This window comes from Herbaspirillum sp. meg3 (assembly GCF_002257565.1).
In the GTDB taxonomy this organism is placed as follows: Bacteria; Pseudomonadota; Gammaproteobacteria; order Burkholderiales; family Burkholderiaceae_D; genus Herbaspirillum.
On the sequence record NZ_CP022736.1, the window covers coordinates 5,009,950 to 5,036,418 of the forward strand.

Sequence of the window (26,469 nt, forward strand, 5' to 3'; positions counted from 1 at the left end):
ATTTGCGTTAGCAAATGGAAAATTTGCTTAGGTTCCGTAGCGAGCGAACGTCAGCTGTCGTCGACCGGAGCACAGCCACCGGAGTGTACTGAAGTACACGAGGATGGCGAGCACCGTACGGCGGCAGATCACGTTCGCGCAGTAGGAACATGAGTAAATTTTTAAGCGCGGTCGGCGACGCGTTCACCCATGATTCCGGATGGGCGTAAGGTCAAGACGATGATCAGCACGATGAAGGCGAAGATGTCCTGGTAGTTACTGCCCAGGAAGTCGCCCGTCAGATCGCCGATGTAACCGGCGCCCAGACTTTCAATCAGACCCAGCAGAATGCCGCCCAGCATGGCGCCATAGATATTGCCGATACCACCCAGCACCGCTGCCGAGAAGGCTTTCAACCCCGGCACGAAGCCCATGGCGAATTGCGCTGTCGAATAATTCGCCGCCCACATGACGCCGGCAATCGCGGCCAGCGCCGCGCCGATGATGAAGGTGACGACAATCACGCGATTCGAGTCCACGCCCATCAAGCCTGCAATACGCGGGTTCTCGGCGGTGGCGCGCATGGCGCGGCCCATCTTGGTCTTCTCAACGATCAGCACCAGGCCGATCATCGCGGCCAAGGCCAGCAGCAACAGCATGATCTGGGTGGGCGAGATCAGCGCGCCGGCGATATGCACCGGATCCGACGGCATGATTTGCGGGAAGGGAACCGGGCTGCGGCCCCAGATCATCATGGCCAGCGTTTGCAGCAGGATCGATACGCCGATGGCGGTGATCAATGGCGCCAACCGTGGCGCATTGCGCAGCGGACGATAGGCCACACGCTCGATGATCATGCTCACGATCACGCACACGGGGATCGCGCCAATGATCGCAATGATCAACTTGACGATGCCCGGCAGATCCGGCGCCACGTGCTGCACCAGTTTCAGAATGCTCAAACCGGCCATCGCCCCGATCATCAGCACGTCGCCGTGCGCAAAATTGATCAGGTTCAAGACCCCGTACACCATCGTGTAACCCAAGGCGATCAGGGCGTACATGCTCCCCAATACCAGGCCGTTGATGATTTGCTGGATGAATATGTCCATATGTCTCCTATGCTCCCTTTTTTCCGCCCCGGTTGTGATGAGGCGGTTCTTTGTAAATCTGAAAAAGAAAATTTCCCTGCGTCAGGCTGGTTCAGACCTGCAGCTTCAGGCCTGCAACATGTCGCGCACCACGCGCGCCGCCGCCAGATCCCACGAAGCCTGTCCCACGGTTTTGAACACGGGCAGGCCACGATCGGCAGGAAGCGGTTCGCCGCGACCGGCGAGGATGTCGCCGATGTTGCGGACTTTGCTCCAGTCGATACCGGCCTGAATCAGGTCACCCGCTTCGTGCCTGGCGCCATCGACATCGTCGACGACGATGGTGCGCTCAGCCAGCAGCTGCGCCGGGAATTCCACCATGTCGGGCTTGAAGGCGCCGACGCCGATGGCCAGCGTATGCGGCGCAAGTTTGGCCGGGATCACGGCGCTGCGGGAAGTAGTCAGCGCGATCAGCACGTCGGTAGCGGGCACGTCTTGATGCAGCGCGTCCGCAGACAAGGGGCTGGCGACGATATTGCGATCAATGTGGCGCGTGCTGAGTTCGCTGCAAAATGCCTGAGTGCGTGCGATGTCGCGCGCCACGATCCAGAATTGCGTGACGCCGAAATACTCCACCAGCGCGTCAGCGTGTGCAGCAGCCTGCACGCCGGTGCCGATCAGCAGCGCCGACTTCGGCTTGGCGGGCGCCAGCGTCTGGATACCGAGCAAGGTCATCGCTGCGGTACGGCGTGCGGTCACGGTCGGGCCGTGCAGCAAGGCGATTCGACGGCCGGTATGGGTTTCGAATACGACGACTTCGCCCTGTATGACCGGCAAGCCGTGTTTGGCGTTGTCGGCGTGGACGGTGATCAGTTTGGTGACACTGAGATCGGCGCTGACAGCCGGCATGCTCAGCAGCACGCTGGCGGCATCGATCGGCACCACCTGGCGATCCGGTGCAGTAATCTGACCGCCGGAGTATTCCTGCGCGGCGTGTGCCAGCGCGGGAACCAGGCGGCTGTAAGGCAGCGCGTCGGCGGTTTGTCGGGCGTCGAGAATATGCATCGATTTACCTCAGGAAGAAGCCGGTCGGGAACGGGTCGGACTCTTCCAGCACCCATTGGTTGGTGCTCATGATGTGCGCCGAACCGGTCACTTCGGTGAAGACGGCATCAAGCTCGCCGACCTTGGTGGTGCCGGTGACTTTGACGCCGAAATTGCTGCCGACGATGCTGCCGTTGACGTAGTTCTGGTTCAGCGCCAGTTTGCCGCGCTGGAACAATTGCGCCGCGCGGCCGGAAGTGCCGGTGCCGGTCGGCGAACGGTCGACTTCGCGGTCGGCGAAGATGCAGACGTTGGATTGATCGGCATCGGGGAAATTGGGCGCGCTGTCGATGATGGTGCCGTACAGCGTGTTCAAACCCGGCTCCAGCGGATGCTGGATCTTGACCTTGGCTTTGACGGCGGCCTTGGTTTCGGCGCCGAGCTGGATCAGCTGACGCACCAGTTCCGGCTTGACGGTCAGCTTGGCCTGGTCGGCGTTGATGTAATAGTAGAAGGCGCCGCCGAAGACGATGTCGCCGGTGATCTTGCCAAAGCTCGGTGTGTCGACTTCGACATCGCGCTGATAAATGAAGGACGGCACGTTCTTGAAGGTGACCTTGCCGGCGCGCTGGCCGTCCCACTCCACGCTGGCGTCAATGAAGCCGGCCGGCGCGTCGAAGCAGATGCGGGTTACCGGTGAAGTACGCTCAACATAGCCCATCTCGACCAGCACTTTGCCCAGCGCGATGATGCCGTGGCCGCACATGTCGCTGTAGCCTTCGTTGTGGATAAAAATAACGCCGAAATCGGCATTCGGCGTCAGAGGTGGAAACAGGTAAGCCCCGTACATGTCGGCGTGGCCGCGCGGCTCGTTCATGAGGAACTGGCGCAGGTCGTCACGGTTTTCTTTAAGCCAGCTGCGTTTTTCAAGAATGGTGGCGCCGGGCACTTGCGGCAAGCCGGACACCAGGATACGCAGGGGTTCGCCGCCGGTATGGGCGTCGATCGTCTGGACGGTACGGGTATAACTGAGCATGAATTTCCTTCTACAAAATCCTAGAAACTGTTTGCAAGGGGCAGTGTATTGCATTTCCCATTGCGTGCGCCGTATTGGTGATACGGATGCATCAATGCCTGGCCCAATCGAATGACGAGGCTGCGACAATCGCCGGCCCTGCTGCATTGCAGCGGGCCGGAGAGGAACTACCTGGGGATCATTTCAGGGAAGCAATCGCGAGACTGCGATTGTTCCCTGGCAGAAATGAAACGTGGAGGATGACCGATCAGTAGCTGGTCAGAGCAACCGGCACGCCATCCTTGAAGCGGAAGATCGTCACTGGCGATTGCTTCAGGTCATGCTTGTCGTCGAACTCGTACTGACCTGCCACGCCTTTGTATTTGATTTTAGCCAGCGCAGGGCCATAGACCTTCGGTTCAACAGAGTTTGCCGCCTTCATTGCCTGAGCGATGACCATCATGCCGTCATAGAACGAGACTGCGTAAACTTCTGCAGGACGACCGAACTTCTTTTGGTAGTCGTCAGCGAAAGCCTTGCCTTCCTTGGCCTTCTCCAGCATGGTGCCGCCTTGGGTACAGTAGACGCTTTCGCCGATGGCGTCGCCGCCCAGACGGCCCATTTCAGGCGAGCAGATACCGTCGCCGCCCATCAGCAATGCGTCGATGCCCAATTGCTTCATCTGACGCTTGATCGGGCCGCCTTGTGGCGCGTAGCCGCCGATGAACACGGCCTGTGGCTTCTTGCCCTTGATGGAGGTCAGGATAGCGGTGAAGTCGGTTGCCTTGTCGTTGGTGAAGTCCTTGCTCACGACCTTGATACCGTTGGCTTGGGCAATCTTGATGAATTCTTCCGCCAGACCTTGGCCATAGGCAGTACGGTCATCGATCACGGACACGGTCTTGATCTTCAGTTCCTTGGCTGCGTACAGCGCCATCTTGCCGCCCAGTTGGCTGTCGCTTGCGGCAACGCGGAACAATGTGGCAAAGCCTTGCTGAGTGATCTTCGGATTGGAGGCCACGGTTGCTGTGACGATGCCGGCGTCGTTGTAGACGCGCGAAGCAGGAATGGTCACGCCCGAGTTGTACGGACCGACGATGGCCTTGACGCCCTGGTCAGCCAGCTTTTGTGCCACGCCCACGCCCGACTTCGGATCGGCCTGGTCATCTTCCGCGACGATTTCAAATTTGATCTTTTTGCCGCCGATGACGAGACCTTGCGTGTTCAGACGCTCGACCGCCATTTGCAAACCGCCTTGGTTATCCTTGCCGGCCGAGGCTTGTGGCCCGGTCAGCGGACTGCTGAAACCGATCTTCACTGTTTGCACTTCCTGAGCAGATGCGAATGCCGGGATGATAGCAAGTGAAGCGGCGATGATATGCATGCGGTTATACATGTTGTTTCCTCTCTTGGTTGAAGGTCAGGCTTGGGATAAATCGCTGAATTCAGGCCGGGGCGGCAACAAAGGCTAGACGGTCGCAAGGCGCAACTGCAGATAATGGCATGGCGGGTAAGTCTCTCTTCTGTGCTTTGGTCGGCTTGTCGCGTCCGGGTCTGGTGTGCAGATTCCGGCGCAACGTTTTTATGGTGCTCGATTCTATTTACTCTTGAATGATATTAGTCCCGATAATTGCACTTATAATCAGAATTTAATTCACCTAATTTGCCTTTGGCAAAATTAAATTCAGATTCTATGGCTACGTTAGATAAAATCAGCAAAAAAATTCTGTCGGAACTGCAAAACGACGGCCGCATCAGCAATGTCGACCTGGCCGCGCGCGTCAATCTGTCCCCTGCCGCCTGTCTGGAGCGGGTCCGAAAACTGCAGGACGCCGGCTATATCCTGGGTTATGCGGCCCAACTCAATCCGGAATTGCTCGATGTGTCGCTGCTGGTGTTCATCGAGGTTGTGCTGGATCGCACCACGGCCGACGTGTTTGAAGCCTTCAAAAAAAGCGTGCAGAGCATTCCAGAAATCATGGAATGCCACATGGTGGCCGGTGGTTTTGATTATCTGGTCAAATCGCGGGTCAAGGACATGAACGCTTACCGCGAATTTCTCGGCAAGTCGCTGCTCCAGCTGAAGGGCGTACGTGAGACGCACACCTACGCCGTCATGGAAGAAGTCAAGAGCACCATCCGTTTGCCGATCAAATAGTCGCCCGCCCCGCTTGCCGTCTTCCACGCTCAGCGACGCACTCCACAAATCAGAAGCTCGACAACGGCGTCAGCTTGCCGTCTTGAAAACGCAAAATGGTCACGGTCGATTCTTTCATATCGTGCCTGGCGTCAAACTCATAGTTGGCGGTAATGCCCTTGTAGCGCAGGCGCGTCAACACGGGTAGAAAGCTGCGCGTGTCGATGGAGTTGGATGACTTCATCGCCTGAGCAAGCAACATCACGCCATCGTAAAAGGTTGGCGCATACACGTCCGGCATGCTGCCATACTTGGTCTGATACGCTGAAGCAAACACCGCGCCGTCCGACACGCGCGTGAGCCACACGCCCCCCTGCACACAATAGGTACGATCGCCCACACTGGCGCCCGCTTGCACCAGCATCACCGAGGAACACAGGGCATCCCCGCCGAGGAACAGTGTCGGCATACCCAGTTGCTGCATCTGCTTGAGCATGGCGCTGGCCTGCGGCACATAGCCGCCAAAAAAGATGGCATCGACGCGTGCAGCGCGGATGTTGTTGAGTACACCGCCAAAATCAGTCGCCTTGTCGCTGATCACAGCCTTGTGGGCGATCTGAATACCGTTTTGTCTGGCGGTTTTCTGAAACTCCTCGATGAGTCCTTGTGCATACGCCGAGCCGTCGTCAACAATGGCGACGACTTTGAGCTTGAGGGTGCGAGCAGCGTACAGGGCCATTTTGCTGCCCATGTCGCTGTCACTGGCAGCGATGCGAAAAACATGGTTTAGCGCAGGCTGCGTCACTTTGGGATTGGAGGCGACCGTCAGGGAGACAACGCCTGCGTCGTTGTAAATTTTAGATGTCGCCAGTGCCACGCCGGAGTTGAAAGGGCCGAGCACCGCCTTGACACCGGCATCCACCAGTTCCTTCGCCACGATGGCGCCGGTTTGCGGATTGGCCTTGTCATCCTTGATCAGCAGCTCAAACCGCAACACTTTGCCGTCGACCTTGATGCCTTGCTGATTGAGGCGCTCGATAGCCATTTGCACACCGTTCAGGGAATCCTTGCCGGCAGGTGCCTGCGGTCCGGACAGCGGACTGCTGAAACCAAGCCTGACTATCAGGTCTTCTGCCTGCGCCAGCCCACACACCAGTGAAAATGGCAGCAGTAACGACAATGACAGCAATGACAGCACCCGCAACCGTGCAGAGACCATCCGTTTTTCCAACATTCACGTCCTCCGTTGAACCAACATTTTTCACCTTATTGCTGGAGAGAATATCCCAATCTACCAACAACTGCAGATAAAAAAGCCGGTGAAAAGCATCGCTTCACACCGGCTCGAAAAACGTGAAAAATCAGTCGATCAAAATTCGGTGCGGACACCGAGGATCAGATTTCGACCGGTTTGTGGCACGGTATCTTTCAACACTGACGTCGAATAGCGAATGTCCTGATTCAGCAAATTCTTGACCAGTGCAAACCAGGTTACGCGCATCGACTGCAGTTTTTGTGTGTACGACAGATTGGCGTCGATCTGCGTGTAGGACGGCGTGACGCTTTGCTCGAAGGATGCCAGGCGATCCTGCTTGAGCGCGCGCAATACGCGCACACCGCTGGCCCACGGCCCTTGGCGGTAGCCGACGTCGACGCCATAACGTGTGGCCGGCTGCAACGGCAGGCTGCCCTGATTGTCCAGCCTGCCATGCGAGGTATCGGCGAACCCGCGCACCGAAAAACCTTCGCCGCTCAGGTTGTAGCTGACCTCGGCTTCGGCGCCATAAATCGTGGCGTCGCCTTGCGACCAGAAGCGCTGCAAAAACTCGCCGGCAGGATCAGGATTGCCGCTGTCATCGACCTGGCCGTTGGTGCGGCCATAGACGAAATTCTTGACCTTGTTCTGGAACAGGTTGCCCTTCCAGCGCACCAGGCCTTCCGTCTTTTGCAGCGTCAGCTCGACATTGTGCGAGGTCTCTTTTTGCAGGCTGCTGTCGCCGATGTCGAAGGTCGAAGTCGAGTCGTGCGGCCCCTTGGAATACAACTCTTCCACCGTCGGCGCGCGTTGTGCCACGGAATAAGTTGCTCCCAGACCGTAGCCCGGCATGAAGCTCCACATGGCGCCGGTGGACCAGGAGAACAAATTGAAGTCGCGGTTGAGCAAGCCTTCAGGGCGGCGCTGCACCGATTCCAGACGCAGGCCGGCGCTAGCCAGCACGTCGCCAAATTTGCGCTCTTCAACCAGGAAACCCGCAAATGCGCTGGACTTGGTTTTCGGGGTCAGCTGCGGCGAACCGTCTACCGCCGACAAGGCCGCGTAGTTACTTTGTTCGGTTTGTATGCCGAAGTTACCGCGCCAGCCTGCCAGCGGTTTGTGCGTCAGTTCCCAGCGTGTCTGCAGGGAGCGGTTGGTGAATACCGTGTCGGAGGTGCCATCTTCCTTCTTCTCGGTGTGGGTATAGTCGGTGTAGCCGAGCTTGAACTTGAATGACTCGATACCGGCAAACGGTTCCCTGATCAGGCTGTCGATGTCGTAGCGCGTCTGATGCAGATCAATAAAGGACTTTTCTGCCGTCGGAATGCCGTAGTGGTCGTCCAGCGACGACACCGACGCGCCGATGTGGCCCCAGTTGGCGATGTACGAACCGCCAACGCCGACGCTGCTCTCGTGTGTAAAAGAGTTCGGCAAACGGCCGGAAGCGCTGGTAGCGTCGCCTTGTTTGGCGTTGCCTGGAATCTTGTAGTTGTCGGTGTCGCGATAATTCCCATCGATATGCAGGCCGATCTGACCTGCGGAGCCGTCAACGCCGAAGGAGGTATTTTTTTGCCCGTCGACCGTGCCGTAGCGTGCCTCGACCTGCCCGGTCGGCTTGCCCACCAGCTCGGTCGGAATGCGGTCGTTGACGACATTGACCAGACCGCCGATGGCGCCTGATCCGTACAGCAATGCGGCCGGGCCGCGCAGGATTTCGATCTGGCGCGCCGTCGCAGCTTCGGTGGCGACGGCGTGATCGTTGGAGACGGTCGACACATCGGCCGTCGACATGCCGTTTTGCAGCATCATCACGCGTGGCCCTTCCATGCCGCGGATGATAGGACGTGAGGCGCCGGCGCCGAAGCTGGAGGCAGACACGCCCAGCTCATGCGACAAGGTATCGCCGAGTGAGTTGCCGAGCTTGTTACGCAGTTCGTCGCCGGACAAGACCTTGGCGGGCGTAAGGATCTGGGCGCTCTCTTCCGAGGCAAACGGGCTGGCCGTAACGACGACTTCTTGCAATTTTTGCGCTTGCTGAACCTGTGGCGACGAATCGCTTTGTTGCGGCGCCGTTTGCGCGATGGCGGCAGCGGACATGGCGGCGAGCGCGGACAGGACGGCGCTTGCCAATAGGGTTGGCTGGACTTGCATGGTGTTCCTTGACTGATCAATGAGAGTGGAATTGTCCGGATGAATAGACGCAGCAGCCTGTGCCACCGCAGCAATTGCTGTGGCCGGCGGCGGGCGTTAGCGCCACGATTGCTATCCGGTTAAAAAATCGACGGTTTCAGTGATCAGCGCGGTGGAGCGCGAGAGGAAAAATGACAGACGAGCGGCGCATCCCACGAGGCGAAAGCCTGCCACAGCGCAAGCACCTGTACGCCTGGAACCAGCGGGGGAGAAAAGAAATGGACGTGAATCCCGCTTGCACCGCTGGCGGCATCGTATTCAACGCAGGAATGATGATGATGCTTTGGATGTTCGAGGTGCTGTGTGCCGATAGCGGTGCCGGCGTCGCTGCGCGGATTGTTAGCTTCAGCTGCGTCAGCGACATCCCCTCCATCGACATAGTTGAACAAGGCGGCGTTGAAGGAAGCTTCGGCGATACGCTCCATGGCGGGTGGCCAACCAGCGTGCGCAATGCCATGCAACAAGCCGAGAAATTGAGAAAATAGTAGTGTCGCCGACAGCAATAACGACAGAAGCAGCGTCGATCTGCCGCTCCGCGCAGACAATCGGGACAATGAGCGCAACGAAAATGACCGCGCCGATACCGATAACCATCCAGCCCGCGCGAATGCGCGAGGGCTGGAAGCAGGCAGCAAAGTGGCGATGGCTACGGCCATAATGGTCAGATATTTCGGGCAAAAACCGGGAAGAAAACAGAGAGACAGAAGAACGGCAGCACATCCCTGCGGTACCGCGACGCTGTCACACCGAGCATGTCGGCGAGCCCGAATTATATCAGCATATTGCAACACTGTTGCATTTAGAAGAACGAGATGCGCTGATCATGTGACTGAAAACTGGATCACCACGAAGAAGGAACCGCCCGAGATATAGGCACGCGTCCGATGAAACAAGGAGCAAAGAGAGAGCTGAGGCTGAAGCCTGAGAACGGCGCCGGAAGATCGTCAGTGGATCGAAAGAGCATTTCAGGCCGGATTGCAGACGCAAAGAAATCGCATCGTGCAGCTTGCGCGGCAAGAGGAAGGTCAACAATGGAGTTGGTGAGCGGATGACGCCAGCCAGGCGGCGTCATCGCTTGGAATTGCTACTGGAGTTTAATCGCCGTAGAGCTTTTGCTTCAGCTCGCGACGTTGCTGCGCTTCCAGAGACAACGTGGCGGTCGGACGTGCCAGCAGACGAGGAATGCCGATAGGCTCGCCTGTCTCTTCGCACCAGCCGTACTCGCCTGCATCGATGGAGACGATGGATTGCTGCACTTTCTTCAGCAGCTTGCGTTCGCGGTCGCGGGTGCGCAATTCCAGCGCATGCTCTTCCTCGATGGTCGCGCGATCGGCAGGATCGGGAACCAACACGGTTTCACGCAAATGTTCAGTGGTTTCGCCTGCGTTCTTGAGCAGATCTTTTTCCAGCTGTTGCAAACGGGCCTTGAAGAAAGCAAGTTGCGCTTCGTTCATGTAGTCCTTCTCGCCCATCTTGAGGATCTGTTCCTCAGTGAGCAAGGTTTGCGTATCAGGGGTAGTTTTGGGAGTTTTAGTTGCCACTTCGCTTACTTTCAATACTACGGGTTTTTCAATTTTATCCTTTAATCCGGCGCTTGCTTCCTTGTTTGCTGCCTTGGTTGCTACTTCTGCACGGGCTTTGCTGCCGCCTGCACTGATGCCGGATTTGGTCGCTTTTGAATCCACTTCCCTTGCTGCCGATGGTACTGCCTTCTTGGGCGTGCTATCGATTGCCTCGCCTGCGCTCTTCCCTGTGCCGGGCTTCGCCGACGCTGGTGCCGTTTTTTTAACGGTCAGGGATTTTACTACAACAACATTGCCTGTCGACGAAGTTGTGTTCTTCTTCGGCGCCACTGCGGTTTTTGCTGCTGTCGCCGTGCTTTTTTTGGCCTTGCTGCCCGCCGGAGATGCGTCACCGGTGGCGGCACGGGTTCCGGTCTTTTTTACCGGCGTTGCCGCCCTGCTAGCCATTTTCGGCGGTGCTTGAGCGGCCGTTTTCGGCGTTTTGACAGCAGATTTGGCGGCGGCGGTGCCGACTACGGCCACTCTGCTCGCACCGGAGGTACTTTTTTTGACAGTTTTCTTTGCGATGACGCCCATAGACTTTCCCTCCCCCGAGTTACTCGGTCTGCGGTAGATCAGTTGCCGTCCCCGGCTCGCAACGCATATAAATGCAAATCCAATACAGTGTATACCAGAACTTGGCGCATAAATAGCACTTCGCACGCCGCTTTTGCGGTGCGTCGACCACGCTGCGCGCGTCATTGCGGCCTTTTATTGCGCGGCGAAGCCGAGGTTCAGGCGTGAGCGGCTCCACAAACCGGACAGGCGGTATTGCGGGCAAAGCGGATACTGGTCCATTCCATGCAGCGGGCGTCCAGTATTTGCAGGCGGCCGGACAACGATTCGCCAACGCCCGCCACCAATTTAAGCGCTTCCGCCGCCTGCATGGTGCCGATGATGCCGACCAGCGGCGAAAACACGCCCATGGTGGAGCATTGCACTTCTTCAAACTGCTGATCGGGCGGAAACAGGCAGGCGTAGCACGGTGCGTCGTCCCGGCGTGTATCGAACACACTGATCTGGCCGTCAAAACGGATGGCGGCGCCCGACACCAACGGCACCTTGTGCTGCACGCAGGCGCGATTGACGGCATGGCGAGTGGCGAAATTGTCGCTGCAGTCGAGCACCACGGAAGCCTTGCTCACCAGTTCCGCCAGCCGCGCATCACTGACACGTTCGGCGACGGTGACGATGTCTATGTCCGGATTGATTTCTTCCAACGCCTGCCGTCCTGATTCCACCTTGAGCTGCCCGACGCGCGCCGTGGTGTGCATGATCTGGCGCTGCAGGTTGGTGAGATCGACGGTGTCGTCGTCCACCAGCGTGATCTTGCCCATGCCCGCCGAGGCCAGATACAAGGCTGCCGGCGAACCCAGGCCGCCGGCGCCGATGACCAATGCGTGTCCCGCCAGGAGCTTTTCCTGGCCTGCAATATCGATGTCGTCGAGAAGGATATGGCGCGAATAGCGCAGCAGTTGCTGGTCGTTCATGGCGTGGTGGTGACGAAGAGTGGCGGAGCGATAAATGAAAAGAGGGCCGCATTTCTGCAGCCCTCTTAATGTAACGCAATTCAGTGCTTCAAACCTGTTCACGATCCGTAGCGAGAGGCCATCAGCCGGTGGCGGTCGGAGCGCAAGAACCGGAATGTACTTGAGTACATGAGGATTCTGAGCACCGCCCGACGCCGGATCATGGCGTCGCAGCAGGATCGCGGACAGGTTTTACTTCTTTTCGATCTTCTCTGCCGGAGCCTTTTCAATCTTTTCCGATGGGGTCTTGCTGTCCTTACGGATATCCTTCACCGGCTTGTCGTCCTTGCTGGAAGTATCGCGAATCTCGGCCTTGACCTTCGAGACCTGCACCGGCAGACCCTTCAGGTGATTCAACGCCTGCGCCAACTGGAAGTCTTCCTTGCTGCCGAATTCCAATGGCTTGCGCTTCTTCTCCAGCGCGATCAGACGCTCTTCTTCCTTTTCGTCGACGGTGGTGGCTTTGACTTCCGTCGCGTCCTTGTCCTTGTCGTTGATCAGATGCTTGGTCAGGTCGGCTTCGCGCAGACGCAGGCCGTTGAGGCCATCGCCATCGGCGTATTCATCGACCATGATGTCCGGCACGATGCCGCGGGCCTGGATCGAGCGGCCATTCGGCGTGTAGTAACGCGCGGTGGTCAGCTTGACGGCGGTCTGGCGGTCAGGTGGCAACGGAATGACCGATTGCACCGAACCCTTGCCGAACGACTGCGTCCCCATGATGGTGGCACGCTTGTAGTCTTGCAATGCGCCGGCCACGATCTCGGAGGCAGAAGCCGAACCCGAATTGATCAGCACGACCATCGGCACCTTCTTGATCGCATCCGGCAGACGCGCCAGCGGATCGGTCAGCGAACCTTGTGCATATTCATCGCGCTTGGCGGCGTAGATAACCTTCGAGCTGGCCAGTTGACCGTTAGTCGTCACAACCACGGCATCCTTCGGCAGAAAAGCGCCCGATACGCCGATCGCGCCTGGCAAGACGCCACCCGGATCGTTACGCAGGTCAAGCACCAGGCCCTTCAGGTTTGGTTCCTGTGCGTAGAACGCAAGGATCTTCTTGGCCATGTCGTCGACGGTCGGCTCCTGGAATTGCGTCACGCGCAACCAGGCGTAGCCAGGCTCGATCACCTTCGACTTCACGCTTTGCATGCGGATTTCCTGGCGCATGATGGTGACGATGATCGGACGGTCTTCGTCCTTGCGGGCAATCGTCAGCGTGATCTTGGTGTTGGGTTCGCCGCGCATTTTCTTGACGGCTTCATCCAGCGTCAGGCCCTTTACCGGTGTCGCGTCGAGACGGGTTATCAGATCGCCCGCCTTGATGCCTGCACGGTAGGCAGGAGAATCTTCGATCGGCGAGATCACTTTGACATAGCCGTCTTCCATACCGACTTCGATACCCAGGCCGACAAACTTGCCCATGGTGCTTTCGCGCAGCTCTTTGAAAGCCTTCTTGTCGAGGTAAGCGGAATGCGGATCGAGCGAGGCGACCATGCCGGAAATTGCTTCCGTCAGCAGCTTCTTGTCTTCGACAGGTTCAACATAGTTGGACTTGATCATCCCGAACACGTCGGTCAGCTGCCGGACCTCTTCCAGCGGCAGCGGCTCTGCTCCGCTCTTCTGTGCGATGGCATCCAACTGCATCGAAGCCGCCACACCTGCAATCATGCCCAGACCGATAAGACCGATATTCTTGAGTTTGCTGCCCATGTTTCACCTAGTAGTTACCCAGCCGAGTGGGTCGAAAGCGCGGCCCTGATGCCGCATTTCAAAGTATAAACCCGATTGCTCATTGCCGCCGCTATTACCTGCGCTGGCGATGACATCCCCGGTTTTGACGAGATCCCCTGCCCGTTTCAAGACGGACTGATTATTGCCATAAATGGTCATGTACTGATTGCCGTGATCGACGATGATCAGGTTGCCGAAACCGCGCAACCAATCCGCATAGACCACCCGCCCCGCCGCCACAGCCTTGACTTCCGTTCCTTCCGGAGCTCGGATGAAGAGCCCCTTCCAGCTTGGTCCGTCGCCGCGCTTGCCGCCGAACTTGGCGAGCAGGTCGCCGCGCACCGGCAGACGCAGCTGGCCGCGCAGGCTGGCGAAAGGTTTACCAAAATTTTCTTCCGGCGACGGCGTCGCGTCGTTTCTGCCCAGTGATTGCGGTGCTTCGTCGTCATCAATTGCGTCGGACGGCGCAGGCTTGCTCTTGGTTCCCGGCGCGGCCTTCGCTTGCTGGGCGACGCGCTTGTCATGTTCAGCCTTGGCTTTGGCCAATTGCTCCTGACGACGTTTTTCGCGTGCGGCTGCTTCGGCCTTCTTTTGCTCTTCGATGATCTGCGCCAGCTTGTCGACCAGGCCTGACAGGCGCTGCTCGTCGCGCTGGAGATTGCCGACTTCCTTGCGCTGCGAGGTGAGTTTGGTCGACAACTGGGCCAGCAAACTGCTGCGCTTGGCCTTTTCTTTCTCCAGCAACTTCTTTTGTTCGTTTTCTTCCTGGGCGATTTCTTCCAGTTCGAACTTGGCGTTTTGGGTCGCTGCCTTGTTGTCCTTGATCGCCTGCAGGTTCACGCGCAAGGTTTCGATCAGACGCGCCTGCGCCTGCGAAATGTAGCCCATGTACTGCAATTCGCGGTTGATGCGATTGGGATTGTCGCCCGAGAGCAGCAACTTGATGCGATCCTCGTTGCCGGCCACGTATTGCTCGCGCAGCAGCTTCGACAACTGCGCCTGCTGGACGTTGACGACGCCGGACAGCTCCGACTGCTGCTTGACCAGCACGCCGAGTTTGGCTTCTGTGGCGGCTTGCTCCTGCGTCAGCTCACGCAACGATCGATTCGCCTTGGAGATGGCCAGCTCCGACTCCGCCAGCGAATCGGCCGCGTTGCCCTTGGCGGTTTCGGTCTTGTCGATGTCACGCTTGAGATTGGCCAGTTTTTGCTGCAGATCGGCGCGCTCTTTTTCCGCCGCCTGCTTTTGCCGGGTACGCTCGGTGACCTGTTGCGCCGAAGCGCCGGGCTGCCACAACGCCGCCGACAGGAAAACCGCAGCCACGGCGACCGAGAGTGCGCTCGCCGGCCGTCGCTGCGATGGCTGCTGAATGTGCTTCAGGATTTGCTGCCTGACGTGTTGCCTGAGCATGCCGCGAAAGGTAGTTATTTCGATTTCCCTTGGCTGGCGACAGCTTTCAGGGCTGCTTCGATGGCGGACTGGTCGCCGAGGTAGTAGCTCTTGATCGGCTTCAGGTCAGCGTCCAGTTCATACACCAGCGGCTGGCCGTTGGGGATGTTCAGGCCGACGATGTCGTTGTCGCTGATGCCGTCCAGATACTTGATCAGGGCGCGCAGGCTGTTGCCGTGGGCCGAGATGATGATTTTCTTGCCGGCACGGATGGCCGGAGCGATGGAGTCGTTCCAGGCCGGCAGCACGCGAGCCACGGTATCTTTGAGGCATTCTGTCAGCGGAATTTGCTCGCGCTTCAGATCAGCATAGCGAGGATCGTTGAACGATGCGCGCGGGTCGGTCGGCTCCAGCGGCAGCGGCGGCGTGTCGTAGCTGCGACGCCAGACCAGAACTTGCTCATCGCCATACTGGGCGGCGGTTTCCGCCTTGTTCAGACCTTGCAGGGCGCCGTAGTGACGCTCGTTGAGGCGCCAGTCGTGTTGCACCGGCAGGTACATCAGATCCATTTCGTCGAGCGTGGTCCACAGCGTACGGATGGCGCGCTTGAGCACCGAGGTGTAGGCCAGATCGAAGGTGAAACCGGCTTCTTTGAGCAGCTTGCCGGCCTGTTTGGCTTCGGCCACGCCTTTTTCGGTCAGATCGACGTCAACCCAGCCGGTAAAGCGGTTGGCAAGATTCCAGGTCGACTCGCCGTGGCGCATGAAAACGATTTTGTACATAGTGAGGAACAGTCAGAAAAAGGAAGCGATGAGAAAATAGCAATTGAAGAATCAAATAGCGTGTCAGCTTCTATTTTATAATGCCGGGATTCAGTAAACCCATTGAGATCCCGTGAAATTCATCGTAGACAATATTTTCCTGATCGGCCTCGTCATCATTTCCGGTGGCGCGCTGCTCGTTCCCTTCCTGCAACAGCGCGGCAGCAAGCTGACGTTGCTGCAGGCCACACAACTGATCAACACGGGTAAAACCCTGGTTCTGGACGTCCGCGACGTCGAGCAGTTCAACGCCGCGCACCTGCGCGACGCCCGCAATATCCCGCTCAAAGACCTGTCGCAACGCGTCGGCGAGCTGGACAAGTTCAAGGGCAAGAACGTCATCGTCGTCTGCCAGTCGGGTACCCAGACCGCCAAGGCGGAAGGCATCCTGAAAAAAGCCGGCTTCCCGGAAGTACACGGCCTGACCGGCGGTATCGCAGCATGGCAAGCCCAAGGTCTCCCGACCGCCAGCCAAAACAGCCCGAAGGTCGCCAAATGACAGCCCGCGTCGTCATGTACAGCACTGCCGTCTGCCCGTATTGCATGATGGCTGAGCGGCTGCTCAAGAGCAAAGGTATCGAAGACATCGAAAAGATCCGTGTCGATCTCGATCCCCAGCAACGCGACATCATGATGCAAAAAACCGGTCGCCGCACCGTGCCGCAGATTTATATCGGCGACACCCACGTCGGCGGCTTCGACGATCTGAGTGCACTGGACCGTGCGGGCGGACTCGATCCCCTGCTGCAAGCCTGATGTACTGAGTCATTCCTGCATAACTGTATTAATTCAACCTGAAACGAGAGCATTCCATGGCGGAAGAGAACCAACAAGCTGAACAGCAACCTGTATTCCAGATTCAACGCGTCTACCTGAAAGACCTGTCGCTGGAGCAACCGAATTCACCGGCGATTTTCCTGGAACAGGATGCACCGGCAATCGAAGTGTCGGTCGACGTCGGCGCCGAAGCGCTGGCTGACGGCATTTTCGAATCCACCGTCACCATCACCGTGACTGCCAAGGTCAAGGACAAGGTCGCTTTTCTGGTCGAAGGCAAGCAAGCCGGCATCTTTGAAGTACGCAACGTTCCTGCCGAGCAACTGGATCCGCTGCTGGGCATCGGTTGCCCGAACATCATCTATCCCTACCTGCGCGCCAACATCGCCGACGTGATCACACGCGCCGGTTTCCCGCCGATTCATCTGGCTGAAATCAATTTCGAAGTGTTCTATCAGCAACGCCTGCAAGCGCTGGCCGAGCAACAAACCGATGGCACACTGGTCACCGGTTCGACGACCGTCAACTGATTCTGCCGTACCGCTGCGTTGCCATTCCGCTTGGCGTGAACGGTAATGCAGCGCGCCTCTTTCCTGCTATTCGATGCCTGACGTGTACGTGCAAGACTTTCCGGACACACGGCTTCAACCTCTACAGCGGAGCAAGTCCATGAAATTTTCCTCTCTCGTTCTATCCGCTCTCGTACTTAGCTCGGCTGCCGCCGTTCCTGCTTATGCGCTCGACTTCAAATCGGTCGGCGCCGCGCCGGCGATTCTGTACGACGCCCCATCCGAAAAAGGCCGCCGCGTCTCGATCGCGCCACGCGGCATGCCGGTAGAAGTCGTACTGACCTATGGCGACTGGAGCAAGGTACGCGATGCCTCCGGCGCGCTGTCGTGGGTACAGTCGAAGGCTTTGGCAGCCAAGCGCAACGTCGTTGTCAGCGCACCCAATGCCAAGATTCACGCCGCCGCCGATGAGGCCAGCGCGACCGTGTTCAGCGCCGACAAAAACGTATTGCTGGAACTGACGGATCCGACACCGGTCTCTGGTTGGGTCAAGGTCAAACACCGTGACGGCCAGAGCGGCTTCGTCAAGACTGCAGAGGTATGGGGGGATTGATTCTTCCATTTTCGAAGTGCACCCTGCCGGCATTGATCTCGGTTCATCGATGCCGGACCGGGCGCATACTTGGATATTCTGATATTCAGATACGCAGGCAGTACGCGAAGCATCATCAAGCCAGGCCTCGCTTTCACCTCACCAGCCTCAGACATTAGTCATTAGCGATAGCCCTCATGAACATTTCGATACTCGGCGCCGGCGCCTGGGGTACAGCACTGGCCATCAATCTGGTGCAACGTCACCAGGTCGTCCTGTGGGGCCGCAACACCAAGGCCATGCAAGACGCGGCAGCACAGCGCGAAAACATGGACTACCTGCGCGGCTTTCACCTGCCGGAGTCGCTCAAGGTCACGGCGGATTTCGATCTTGCGGTCGATCACGTCACACAAAGCCCCGCCGACAGCCTGCTGATCGTTGCGTCATCGGTCTCCGGCCTGCGTGCCTTGGCAGAAACCTTGCGCGACCGCAACATCCCCAACATCGTCTGGCTCTGCAAGGGCCTGGAAGAACAAACCCGCCTGCTGCCGCATCAGATCGTGCGTGAAGTCCTGGGTGACAGCATTCCTGCGGGTGCCTTGTCGGGTCCGTCGTTCGCGCAGGAAGTGGCGCGTGGCCTGCCCTGCGCACTGACGATCGCCAGCAACGACAAGGCCTTGTGCGAGCGCGTCGTCGCTGCGGTGCATGGCGGCAATCTGCGCGTGTATTCGAGTGACGATTTGATTGGCGTGGAAATCGGTGGCGCAGTGAAAAACATTCTCGCCATCGCCACCGGCGCCGCCGACGGCCTGCAACTGGGTCTGAATGCGCGCGCGGCCCTGATTACGCGCGGCCTGGCGGAAATCAGCCGTCTCGGCATTGCGCTCGGCGGACGTGCGGAAACCTTCATGGGCTTGTCCGGCGTAGGCGACCTCATCCTCACATGCACCGGCGATCTGTCGCGCAATCGCCGTGTCGGATTAGGACTGGCGCAAGGGAAAAAACTGGAGACGATCGTTGCCGAACTCGGTCATGTGGCCGAAGGCGTGCGTTGTGCGCAAGCCGTGCGCTCGCTGGCGCAGGAATTGAATATCGACATGCCGATCACCAATGCAGTGGCCGGCGCCTTGTTCGATGGCATTTCCGTACAGGAAATGGTTGCGCAATTGCTGTCGCGCGATCCGCGCGAAGAAAACTGAAAAGAAAAACTAAAACCCCGAAAAGCAGTACAACAAAGGGCGGTTTCAGCATTCCTTAACATCCCGGGGAGTCCCCGACATTCTGAAAATGCCGGACTGCATCACCCATATCTTTTGCAGTCCCGGCACCGTCCTGAAGCGATGATGCCTTGCCTGACTTAGCGGGCGACGATGTCGCTTTCCATTTTTGGGCGTTTGAAACGCTTGGGCGATTCGCCCTCGACGATATCGTCGATCTGCTTTGGCAGCTTGTCATACATGGAGCAATCGTCTTCACGCTCTTTGGCGCGAAACGATTTGGCTGTCTTGCTGAAACGGCCTTCCTTGGCCGCCAGCGCGTATGACTGATGATGGCTGGCGCCGAGCTTTGTCTTTGCGTTGCGTTCGATTGCTTGCATAACTCTATCCTTACCGTCTTCTGACGTTCCTGTTCGTAACTTCCGCGGCAACATTGATGGTGTGATCTGTCATCGTTGTGCGTTTGTCGCTGCGCGTTTTTGGCGCGCTGTACGTCATCTAACGCACCAAATACGATTTGGAATACGCGAAAAACGATTTTTCGTCAGGAAATAGCAAGAAAAGTAAAAACGCCGGCATGTTTGTCGCAACGCAAAAACATAAAATATCGTTTATTTTCAACTATTTACATAGCTTTCTGCGACCTGAATTTATAGAACATACGCAGTAGCAGCAAGATGGAAACAATTGTTGCAAAAAGTATCGGCTGGGCCAGCAAGTTCTTTCCTGCCTTCATCCACCAGAAATGTAAGATGCCCAGCGGCAAGATCAGATACATCAAGCGATGCAGCCATTGCCAGCGTTTGCCGCCCAGTCTGCGCACCATGCCGTTGGTGCTGGTCACGGCCAACGGGATCAGCAACACAAAAGCAATGAACCCGACAGTGATGAAAGGCCGCTTGATCACGTCCTTCCACATTTCCTCAACGTCGAAGAAATGATCGAACCAGAAAAACGTCATGAAATGCAGCGCGACATAAAAAAAGGAAAACAGCCCGAACATCCGGCGCAAGCGGATCAGCCAGTTCCAGCCGGTCAGCCGGCGCAACGGTGTGATCGCCAGCGTGATGCAGAGGAAATACAGCGTCCAGTCGCCGGTGTTGCGTGTGATGAACTCGATGGGGTTGGCGCCAAGCTTGTCGAGGAAGACAAACACAGCCAGACGCAAGAACGGTAATAGCGACGCTGCAAACAACACGGCTTTGAGAATGTCGACTTGCCGGCTCGTCAGTTTGCGGATGGCGTGAATGATATTCATATCGCCGCCTGCAACAGGTTGATCCTCACTGCCGATGAAGTCGTCGCGCGCGAGAAGAGGCCGAAGCAGGGGAAAAAGTCGATGTTGCGAGACAAGCGCTTGATCAGCATGCGGACTCCGTAAGCGGTGATAAGCAAAAAAGAAGGGCGAAAATCGACGAGAAAGGCGCCAATTGCCCGTGCAGGCATCGACATCATCTTACAGAAATTCGTGATTTTGATTTCCCCGGCAATGTGCGGAAGAAGATTTGCAATGCGTCGTCGAAGTCAGACTGCCAACTCAGGCTACGGGATGCAAGCGTCCGGGCAATTCGGCCAGTTCGCGAATGACGTGCACGCCTTCCGGCAAGTCCAGAATATGATCTTCCGGCTGCAACGCAAACACGGTCATGCCGGCGGCAAGCCCCGCGTGGATGCCCGGCAGGCTGTCTTCAACGACCGCGCAGCGATGCGACGGCACGCCCAGACTGGCTGCCGCGTGAAGAAACAAGGTGGGATCTGGTTTCCATTTCTGGACATCGTAGGCGCTGAAAATGCGGCCGGCAAAATACGACAACATGCCGGTGACCTTCAGACACAATTCAATCTTGGCCCGCGGTGCGTTGGAGGCCAGGCAAAACGGTACCGACAGCGCTTGCACCATCTCCAAAGCGCCATTGATGGGCTGCAGACGCTCGCTCAACATCTCGGTCATGACGCCACGCAACTCTTGTTCGAATACGGCCGGCAACGGCGCGCCATGCAATTCTTCGATGCGCGCCAGGCAGAGTTTCATGCTGGTGCCACGAAATTGCTGCAAGGCCTCCTGGGCGGTCAGGGTAACGCCGTAGCGTTCCACGTATTGCGACCAGGCATCGGCAACCACTACTTCACTGTCGACCAGCGTGCCATCGCAATCGAACAGCACCAGATCGACATCAGACCTTGCGTCTTTCTTCAAACCAAAACCCTTTTAAAGTTCGCCGTAGGAATGCAGGCCCGACAAGAACATATTGACGCCAAGGAAAGCAAACGTGGTCACCAGCAAGCCCACCAGCGCCCACCAGGCAGCGAAAGGCCCACGCAGGCCTTTCATCAGGCGCATGTGCAGCCACGCCGCGTAGTTGAGCCAGACGATCAGCGCCCAGGTTTCCTTCGGATCCCAGGACCAATAGCCGCCCCAGGCTTCCGCCGCCCACAATGCCCCGAGGATAGTGGCGATCGTGAAGAAAGCGAAGCCGACGGCGATGGCTTTGTACATGACATCGTCGAGCACTTCCAGCGACGGCAGGCGATCTGCCAGATAGCCCTTGGATTTGAGCAAATAGGCCACCGCGACCATGGCCGACAAAGCGAACGTGCCGTAGCCGATGAAATTGGCCGGCACGTGGATCTTCATCCACCAGCTCTGCAGGGCAGGCACCAACGGCTGAATCTCAGCCGCATCGCGCGACATGGTGTACCAGAACAGGAATCCGACCGCCGCCGTGATCACCAGCAGCACAAAAGCACCCAACTGACGGGTTTCATAGCGCTCTTCGTAATACAGATAGAACAGCGCCGTGATCATGCAAAACAGAATGAATACTTCGTACAGATTGGAAATCGGGATATGGCCGATATCGGCGCCGATCAGATAAGACTCGTACCAGCGCACCAGCATGCCGGTAAAGCCCAGCACCACCGCCGCCCAGCACAGCTTGGAGCCGATCGCGGAGCCGACCGGCGAACGGCCTATCAGGCCGATCCAGTAAAACAAGGTCGACAGCACGAACAAGGCGCTCATCCACAGGATCGCGGACTGGCTGGAAAGGAAATATTTGAGGAAGAATTTCTTATCGGCGAGTTCCAGATTGCCGCCGTACATCGCGATGGCCGATAAGGCCAGTACCGCCAGCAAGGCCATCAGCCAACGCACCTGTTTCCAGTGCCAGCCAAGCCAGGCAAAAGTGGGGGCCGCCAGGACCAGGACTGCCTTCTCGTAGTAGTCCATATGGTTGCCGTAGCGATTCAGCGCAAACAGCGACGCCGCAACCAGCGCAGCTGCGTAGATCCAGTCCAGCACGCTGAGACGTTTAAAAAAGCCGATATCCTGCGAGTAAGCGTGGGTTTGGCTCAATTCCATCATATTCTCCGATTTGTCTCCTGCTGCCATCCTACCCGTCCGCGGTGCGGGAGATATGTCGTTTCAGGCATAAGCGTTAAACGCAAACAGCCATAATCTCTGGCCCGTAGCTTACGCCGTTTGGCCCAGTTTCGCTTTGAGTAATTCGAATTCCTTCTCGAAATCCAGCGTCTTGCGTTGTGTGCTCATCGCCATCAGCGCATGCGAACCGCCTGCATCGTTCTCCTGAGGACGAATCCACACCCAGAGGCGGCGCTCCCGGATGTACAGCATCGAGAACACGCCCAGCACCAGGAACAGGCAGCCGAGATACACCACTTTCTTGCCAGGCGAGCGCGTTACCTGAAACACCGAGGCCTTGACCTCATCAAAACTGCTCAGCTGCAGATAGACCGGCGCGTGGTAAAAACCGGCGTCGGCCATGGCATTGATCGCCAGTTGCAGAAAGCGCGCATGCTTTTCATCGGTCGCCATCGACGGCTGACCGGCTTTCTCACGCGCCACTTGCCACAGCTCCCACATGCTGCCGTTGAGGATTTTCATGAAAATATCGGCGGCTTTCTCCTGCTCCGCAGCCGGGATCTTTTCAATGAATCGCGACACGGCGATATAACCCGACTCCTTGCCGTCACCGGCAAAAATGCTCAGGCCACGCAAGGCCGACTGCTGCACCTGTTCGCGCAATTGCTCGGAGTTGTTGCTGGTGCCTTTCATTGCCTGGCGTGCATATCGCATCGCGGCTTCTTCACGCAGCGCCGGGTTCGCCAGCGCAGCGCGCAGGCGCATCCATTCATTGACGCTGTCGTTCTCGTCGGCCGGGATACGCAGATAACGGAACGGCTCATCCGGCATATCGCGCACACCCGCCAGGAAAACGTAGGCACCATCGACCTGCACCGACATCATGTAATTGAGGAACTCGCGCGCCTGACCGGTCTTGTCGCGCAATTTATATTGCACGCTCGGCCCGACATTCTTCAGATCCTTGTTGTTGGCGTTCTTGGCGCCGGAACCGAGATGTTTGTCGAATCCTGCGGCAAAGCTCTTGTTGACGTTTTTATTGACGCTGCGCACATCCTGGCTGGCGCTGTTGCTCATGTTTTCAACGTTGAAGGGACGGAAACCTGTCCATTCAACGGTGTAGTCGCTGTCCTTTCCTTTTTCAGCAGAGGCCAGCGGCGTGCTGCCGTTGACCTCGCCGGCGATCTGGAACGATTTGTCTTCAGCGCCGCTCATGGCGTGCCCGGTCAGACGCAGCTTGCTGCCACCGTCTTCAAAGCTGGATTGATAGACCGCGACCCCGTTATAAATCAACGGCTCGTTGACCTTGATTGTGGCAGAAAAATCTTTGCCGGTAGCGTTGTCGCGCACGATCACATCACTGGCGAACAGCTTCGGCATGCCGGTCGAGTAGTAATCGATGACGAAACGTTTGAGATGGATCGTGAAGGGCAAGTCTTGAATCATCACACCATTCTGCTGCGGAATAATCGCGGTACTGCTGCTGGCGCCTTCCGGAATGAGCGTATTGCCGCGGAAGGTCGGATTGCCCAGTCCCAGACGATGTTCTGCCGGGATCTGCGAAATCACGCCATTGCCGGCGAACGGCGTCTTGCCGTAAAACCATTGCTGGAAGCGAATCGGCAAGTCGGAATCGAGCAAACCGCCGACGCAAATAATGACGATGGCGCTATGCGCAAAGATATAGCCCCATTTGTTGGCGGCGCCTTTCTTGGCGGCGATCAGCGTCGCCCCTTCTTTCTCTACCAGTTTGACCTTATAGCCGTTGGCGCCGATGCGTTGCGCCAGTTGCTGCGCCAGCGCGGCGACCGGCGTGGCGACAGTCCATTCTGCCTTGTGGTGGAAATTCTGCAGCGATTGCTCGCGCACGTTTTCGCGCCAGCTTTTGACATCCTTGAGCATCTTGGGGCCATTGCGCGCAATACACAGCGAGGTCGACAGCACCAAAAATCCCATGATCAGCAGGAACCACCAGGCTGAATACACCGCATACAAACCCACCTTGTTGAATACTTCGAACCAGAACGGCCCGAACTGGTTGACGTAGTTCGGCATCGGTTCGTTCTGCTTGAGCACGGTGCCGATGATGGAGGCGATGGCGATCAGCGTCAGCAGGCTGATCGCAAAGCGCATGGAAGAAAACAGTTCGACGAAGTCGGCAAGCCATCGCTGCCGGGTTTTCAGTTGTATGCCTGCGGTACTGCCTGTCATAAGTGCTACCTTTTATCGATGCTGCTTCTACAGTTTTTTGCGTTCGCCATTCTCAGCGACTGCCCCGCGGCCCTGCGCGGAAATAAAATGAAAAAGGGGCGGCTTCTCAGCCACCCCCTCCAATTTGTTACCAGCTAATTTTTACTTCAAACCGGCGATGTAGTCTGCTACCGCCTTGATTTCTTTATCCGACAAACGTTCCGCAATGGTTGTCATTTGCGGGCTGTTGGTGCGGGTGCCGCCACGGAAATTGGTCAGCTCGGTCATCGTGTAATCCTGATGCTGACCAGCCAGACGCGGATATTGTGCCGGGATGCCGGCGCCGTTCGGGCTGTGGCAGCCTGCGCAGGCAGGTACATTCTTGGAAGCGATGCCGCCGCGCCAGATTTGTTTGCCCAGATCCAGCGTGTCTTTGTTCTTGGCCGCACCCGGTTTCGGCGCCTGCGCATTGAGGTAGGCGGCGATGTTCTTCACGTCTTCATCCGACAAGGCCTTGGCCAGCGGCGACATGATGGGATTGTTGCGACCGGCCGAACGGAAGTCGGTCAGCTGCTTGATGATATAAGCAGTATGCTGGCCGGCCAGACGCGGATTGGCGGTAATCGTGGAATTGCCTGCAGCGCCATGACAGGACACGCAAGCGGTGATGTTTCTAGCGGTATCGCCGTTAGTGTAAAGCGCCTCACCTTTGGCCGGATCAACCTTGGCGACGGGCTCTGGTTTCTTTTCTTCGGCTGCAAATGCTGTGGAAGACACCGCCAGCACTGCAATAAACAAGGATTTCAACAATGGTGAAAAGGCACGATTCATTCAAACACCCTGAGACTTGATTATATTAATAAATTGCCAGGTTGGCGACGATGCTTCTTTCCTTAATCTTTCCAAAAAATGCCTGAAAAGTGTTTCCTCCAGCACAACACAACAAGAGGTAACCCCTTATTGTACAATAGCTTTTCGGCATTTTTGCCCACTTTTAATGCATTCCTCCTACTATGTCCCAACTTTGGCAAGCCCGTTTCTTCACCACGGTGAATCATCTCCGTGATTTGCCAACCACTCAGGTACCCGAGATTGCCTTCGCCGGCCGCTCCAATGCCGGCAAATCTACCGCAATTAATGTGTTGTGCAATCAAAAGAAGTTGGCTTTTGCTTCAAAAACGCCAGGACGGACACAGCATATCAACTATTTTTCCATCGGCGGCGCCCATGTGGCACAGCATCGCAAAGATGAGACAAAAGTTGATGAAATCCGCGCCCTGCTGGTCGACTTGCCCGGTTACGGCTACGCCCAGGTCTCCGGCTCGGCCAAACTGCATTGGCAGGAACTGCTCGGTGACTATGTGCGCCGCCGCGAACAATTGGCCGCGCTGGTCATGATCATCGATTCGCGCCGGCCGTTTACCGAACTCGATATTCAGATGGTTGAATGGTTCGCGCCGACCGGCAAACCCATGCATTGCATCCTGAGCAAAGCGGACAAGCTCAACCGCAATGAAGCCACCAACGCGCTGCGTCAGGCTGAGACCTTTTTGTCCAGTTATGTCGATGCCGACGGCAAGCCGTTTCCGTTCACAGCGCAATTGTTTTCGGCGCTCAAGCGTACCGGCATCGATGAAGCCACCGACAAGATTATGGAACTGGCCGGGCTGACGGATGAAGATATCGATGTCGAGGGCGCAGCATCTGCGGCAGCGCATGATGTCGATGCTGCTGAGAGCGAAGATAAGTAAGAGATAAGGCGAACAGGTGAAAACCTGACGCCAGATGTAAAAATGCCCTGGAAGGGGGAAACCGTTCCAGGGCAAAACGCCTATCGTTTGCACGATGAGCCCCGCTCAGGGAGGGAAGGGGAAGCGGGAGGCAACATACATTGCCTGCGTGTAAGAACCCCTCTCCGAAGAAAAGTTTCAAAGGGCGAATGGATTTTTTAATTATCGTCTTTTGAGTATTTTTTAATTGAATTTGTTTGAATTTGTCCGCATTTAGCGCCGCCGACAACATACCGGGTCCAAGGTATATCACCGCCCGCCCCGAC

General features: G+C 57.3%; 25 protein-coding genes and 1 other RNA gene. 7 read left to right on the forward strand and 19 right to left on the reverse strand.

What is annotated here, in order from left to right; genetic code table 11:
- Nucleotides 1-161 precede the first annotated feature (161 nt).
- From hmeg3_RS22515 to hmeg3_RS22530, 4 genes are all read right to left on the reverse strand, one after another.
- Nucleotides 162-1,091 carry a branched-chain amino acid ABC transporter permease gene (locus hmeg3_RS22515; protein WP_050478544.1) on the reverse strand — a complete coding sequence of 310 codons (930 nt, stop codon included), beginning with the start codon at nucleotides 1,089-1,091 and terminating at the stop codon, nucleotides 162-164.
- A 105-nt stretch (nucleotides 1,092-1,196) separates the two neighbouring features.
- Nucleotides 1,197-2,135 carry a delta(1)-pyrroline-2-carboxylate reductase family protein gene (locus hmeg3_RS22520; RefSeq protein ID WP_094565727.1) on the reverse strand — a complete coding sequence of 313 codons (939 nt, stop codon included), beginning with the start codon at nucleotides 2,133-2,135 and terminating at the stop codon, nucleotides 1,197-1,199.
- A gap of 4 nt (nucleotides 2,136-2,139) precedes the next feature.
- The gene (lhpH, locus tag hmeg3_RS22525) at nucleotides 2,140-3,150 is read right to left on the reverse strand and encodes a trans-3-hydroxy-L-proline dehydratase (protein WP_094565728.1); all 1,011 of its coding nucleotides are present in this window, start codon (nucleotides 3,148-3,150) and stop codon (nucleotides 2,140-2,142) included.
- Between the two features lie 247 nt (nucleotides 3,151-3,397).
- Nucleotides 3,398-4,525 (reverse strand): branched-chain amino acid ABC transporter substrate-binding protein, encoded by a 1,128-nt coding sequence (locus hmeg3_RS22530; protein WP_094565729.1) that lies wholly within the window; start codon nucleotides 4,523-4,525, stop codon nucleotides 3,398-3,400.
- 297 nt (nucleotides 4,526-4,822) lie between these two features.
- On the opposite strand from hmeg3_RS22530, the gene hmeg3_RS22535 reads away from it, so the two are divergent.
- Nucleotides 4,823-5,287 carry an Lrp/AsnC ligand binding domain-containing protein gene (locus hmeg3_RS22535; protein ID WP_007875383.1) on the forward strand — a complete coding sequence of 155 codons (465 nt, stop codon included), beginning with the start codon at nucleotides 4,823-4,825 and terminating at the stop codon, nucleotides 5,285-5,287.
- A 49-nt stretch (nucleotides 5,288-5,336) separates the two neighbouring features.
- Here the strand turns inward: hmeg3_RS22535 and hmeg3_RS22540 are convergent, their stop codons facing one another.
- The 9 genes from hmeg3_RS22540 to gpmA form a co-directional block, all read right to left on the reverse strand.
- A complete protein-coding gene (locus tag hmeg3_RS22540) occupies nucleotides 5,337-6,500 on the reverse strand; it encodes a branched-chain amino acid ABC transporter substrate-binding protein (protein WP_232511780.1) in 1,164 nt (387 codons plus the stop codon).
- A 135-nt stretch (nucleotides 6,501-6,635) separates the two neighbouring features.
- Entirely contained in the window at nucleotides 6,636-8,672 is a 2,037-nt protein-coding gene (locus hmeg3_RS22545; RefSeq protein ID WP_094565731.1) for a TonB-dependent receptor, read from the reverse strand.
- A gap of 143 nt (nucleotides 8,673-8,815) precedes the next feature.
- The gene (locus tag hmeg3_RS22550) at nucleotides 8,816-9,136 is read right to left on the reverse strand and encodes a hypothetical protein (protein WP_232511781.1); all 321 of its coding nucleotides are present in this window, start codon (nucleotides 9,134-9,136) and stop codon (nucleotides 8,816-8,818) included.
- A gap of 669 nt (nucleotides 9,137-9,805) precedes the next feature.
- Nucleotides 9,806-10,210, reverse strand: a complete 405-nt coding sequence (gene dksA / locus hmeg3_RS22555) for an RNA polymerase-binding protein DksA (protein ID WP_034378678.1) — start codon at nucleotides 10,208-10,210, stop codon at nucleotides 9,806-9,808.
- A gap of 797 nt (nucleotides 10,211-11,007) precedes the next feature.
- Nucleotides 11,008-11,763, reverse strand: coding sequence for a molybdopterin-synthase adenylyltransferase MoeB (locus hmeg3_RS22560; protein ID WP_094565732.1), 756 nt, complete (start codon nucleotides 11,761-11,763; stop codon nucleotides 11,008-11,010).
- 95 nt (nucleotides 11,764-11,858) lie between these two features.
- A non-coding RNA gene (locus hmeg3_RS22565) (sX9 sRNA) lies at nucleotides 11,859-11,933 on the reverse strand.
- Nucleotides 11,934-11,994: 61 nt separating this feature from the next.
- Complete coding sequence (locus hmeg3_RS22570; RefSeq protein WP_094565733.1) at nucleotides 11,995-13,515, reverse strand: S41 family peptidase; 1,521 nt, start codon at nucleotides 13,513-13,515, stop codon at nucleotides 11,995-11,997.
- Between the two features lie 3 nt (nucleotides 13,516-13,518).
- Nucleotides 13,519-14,946 carry a murein hydrolase activator EnvC gene (locus hmeg3_RS22575; protein ID WP_094565734.1) on the reverse strand — a complete coding sequence of 476 codons (1,428 nt, stop codon included), beginning with the start codon at nucleotides 14,944-14,946 and terminating at the stop codon, nucleotides 13,519-13,521.
- Nucleotides 14,947-14,960: 14 nt separating this feature from the next.
- Complete coding sequence (gpmA, locus tag hmeg3_RS22580) at nucleotides 14,961-15,707, reverse strand: 2,3-diphosphoglycerate-dependent phosphoglycerate mutase (protein ID WP_094565735.1); 747 nt, start codon at nucleotides 15,705-15,707, stop codon at nucleotides 14,961-14,963.
- 112 nt (nucleotides 15,708-15,819) lie between these two features.
- On the opposite strand from gpmA, the gene hmeg3_RS22585 reads away from it, so the two are divergent.
- The 5 genes from hmeg3_RS22585 to hmeg3_RS22605 all read left to right on the forward strand — a co-directional run bounded on the left by hmeg3_RS22585 (nucleotide 15,820) and on the right by hmeg3_RS22605 (nucleotide 18,823).
- Nucleotides 15,820-16,245, forward strand: coding sequence for a rhodanese-like domain-containing protein (locus hmeg3_RS22585; RefSeq protein WP_094565736.1), 426 nt, complete (start codon nucleotides 15,820-15,822; stop codon nucleotides 16,243-16,245).
- On the forward strand, nucleotides 16,242-16,502 hold the full coding sequence (gene grxC / locus hmeg3_RS22590; RefSeq protein WP_094565737.1) for a glutaredoxin 3: 261 nt from the start codon (nucleotides 16,242-16,244) through the stop codon (nucleotides 16,500-16,502). The genes hmeg3_RS22585 and grxC overlap by 4 nt, the downstream gene beginning before the upstream one ends.
- A gap of 56 nt (nucleotides 16,503-16,558) precedes the next feature.
- The gene (gene secB / locus hmeg3_RS22595; RefSeq protein WP_007875372.1) at nucleotides 16,559-17,053 is read left to right on the forward strand and encodes a protein-export chaperone SecB; all 495 of its coding nucleotides are present in this window, start codon (nucleotides 16,559-16,561) and stop codon (nucleotides 17,051-17,053) included.
- 139 nt (nucleotides 17,054-17,192) lie between these two features.
- The gene (locus hmeg3_RS22600; protein WP_094565738.1) at nucleotides 17,193-17,645 is read left to right on the forward strand and encodes an SH3 domain-containing protein; all 453 of its coding nucleotides are present in this window, start codon (nucleotides 17,193-17,195) and stop codon (nucleotides 17,643-17,645) included.
- Nucleotides 17,646-17,821: 176 nt separating this feature from the next.
- Nucleotides 17,822-18,823, forward strand: a complete 1,002-nt coding sequence (locus hmeg3_RS22605) for an NAD(P)H-dependent glycerol-3-phosphate dehydrogenase (protein WP_094565739.1) — start codon at nucleotides 17,822-17,824, stop codon at nucleotides 18,821-18,823.
- 158 nt (nucleotides 18,824-18,981) lie between these two features.
- On the opposite strand, the gene hmeg3_RS22610 is transcribed toward hmeg3_RS22605, so the two are convergent.
- The 6 genes from hmeg3_RS22610 to hmeg3_RS22640 all read right to left on the reverse strand — a co-directional run bounded on the left by hmeg3_RS22610 (nucleotide 18,982) and on the right by hmeg3_RS22640 (nucleotide 25,244).
- Complete coding sequence (locus hmeg3_RS22610; protein ID WP_094565740.1) at nucleotides 18,982-19,221, reverse strand: hypothetical protein; 240 nt, start codon at nucleotides 19,219-19,221, stop codon at nucleotides 18,982-18,984.
- 245 nt (nucleotides 19,222-19,466) lie between these two features.
- Nucleotides 19,467-20,099, reverse strand: coding sequence for a sulfite oxidase heme-binding subunit YedZ (locus tag hmeg3_RS22615; protein ID WP_094565741.1), 633 nt, complete (start codon nucleotides 20,097-20,099; stop codon nucleotides 19,467-19,469).
- Nucleotides 20,100-20,378: 279 nt separating this feature from the next.
- Nucleotides 20,379-21,038 carry an HAD family phosphatase gene (locus tag hmeg3_RS22625; RefSeq protein WP_094565743.1) on the reverse strand — a complete coding sequence of 220 codons (660 nt, stop codon included), beginning with the start codon at nucleotides 21,036-21,038 and terminating at the stop codon, nucleotides 20,379-20,381.
- A 12-nt stretch (nucleotides 21,039-21,050) separates the two neighbouring features.
- Nucleotides 21,051-22,202, reverse strand: a complete 1,152-nt coding sequence (ccsB, locus tag hmeg3_RS22630; RefSeq protein WP_094565744.1) for a c-type cytochrome biogenesis protein CcsB — start codon at nucleotides 22,200-22,202, stop codon at nucleotides 21,051-21,053.
- Between the two features lie 111 nt (nucleotides 22,203-22,313).
- On the reverse strand, nucleotides 22,314-24,434 hold the full coding sequence (locus hmeg3_RS22635) for a cytochrome c biogenesis protein ResB (protein ID WP_094565745.1): 2,121 nt from the start codon (nucleotides 24,432-24,434) through the stop codon (nucleotides 22,314-22,316).
- 141 nt (nucleotides 24,435-24,575) lie between these two features.
- Nucleotides 24,576-25,244 (reverse strand): cytochrome c, encoded by a 669-nt coding sequence (locus hmeg3_RS22640; RefSeq protein WP_094565746.1) that lies wholly within the window; start codon nucleotides 25,242-25,244, stop codon nucleotides 24,576-24,578.
- Nucleotides 25,245-25,426: 182 nt separating this feature from the next.
- Between hmeg3_RS22640 and yihA the strand changes: the two genes are divergently transcribed.
- The gene (gene yihA, locus hmeg3_RS22645; RefSeq protein WP_094565747.1) at nucleotides 25,427-26,164 is read left to right on the forward strand and encodes a ribosome biogenesis GTP-binding protein YihA/YsxC; all 738 of its coding nucleotides are present in this window, start codon (nucleotides 25,427-25,429) and stop codon (nucleotides 26,162-26,164) included.
- Nucleotides 26,165-26,469: the final 305 nt, after the last annotated feature.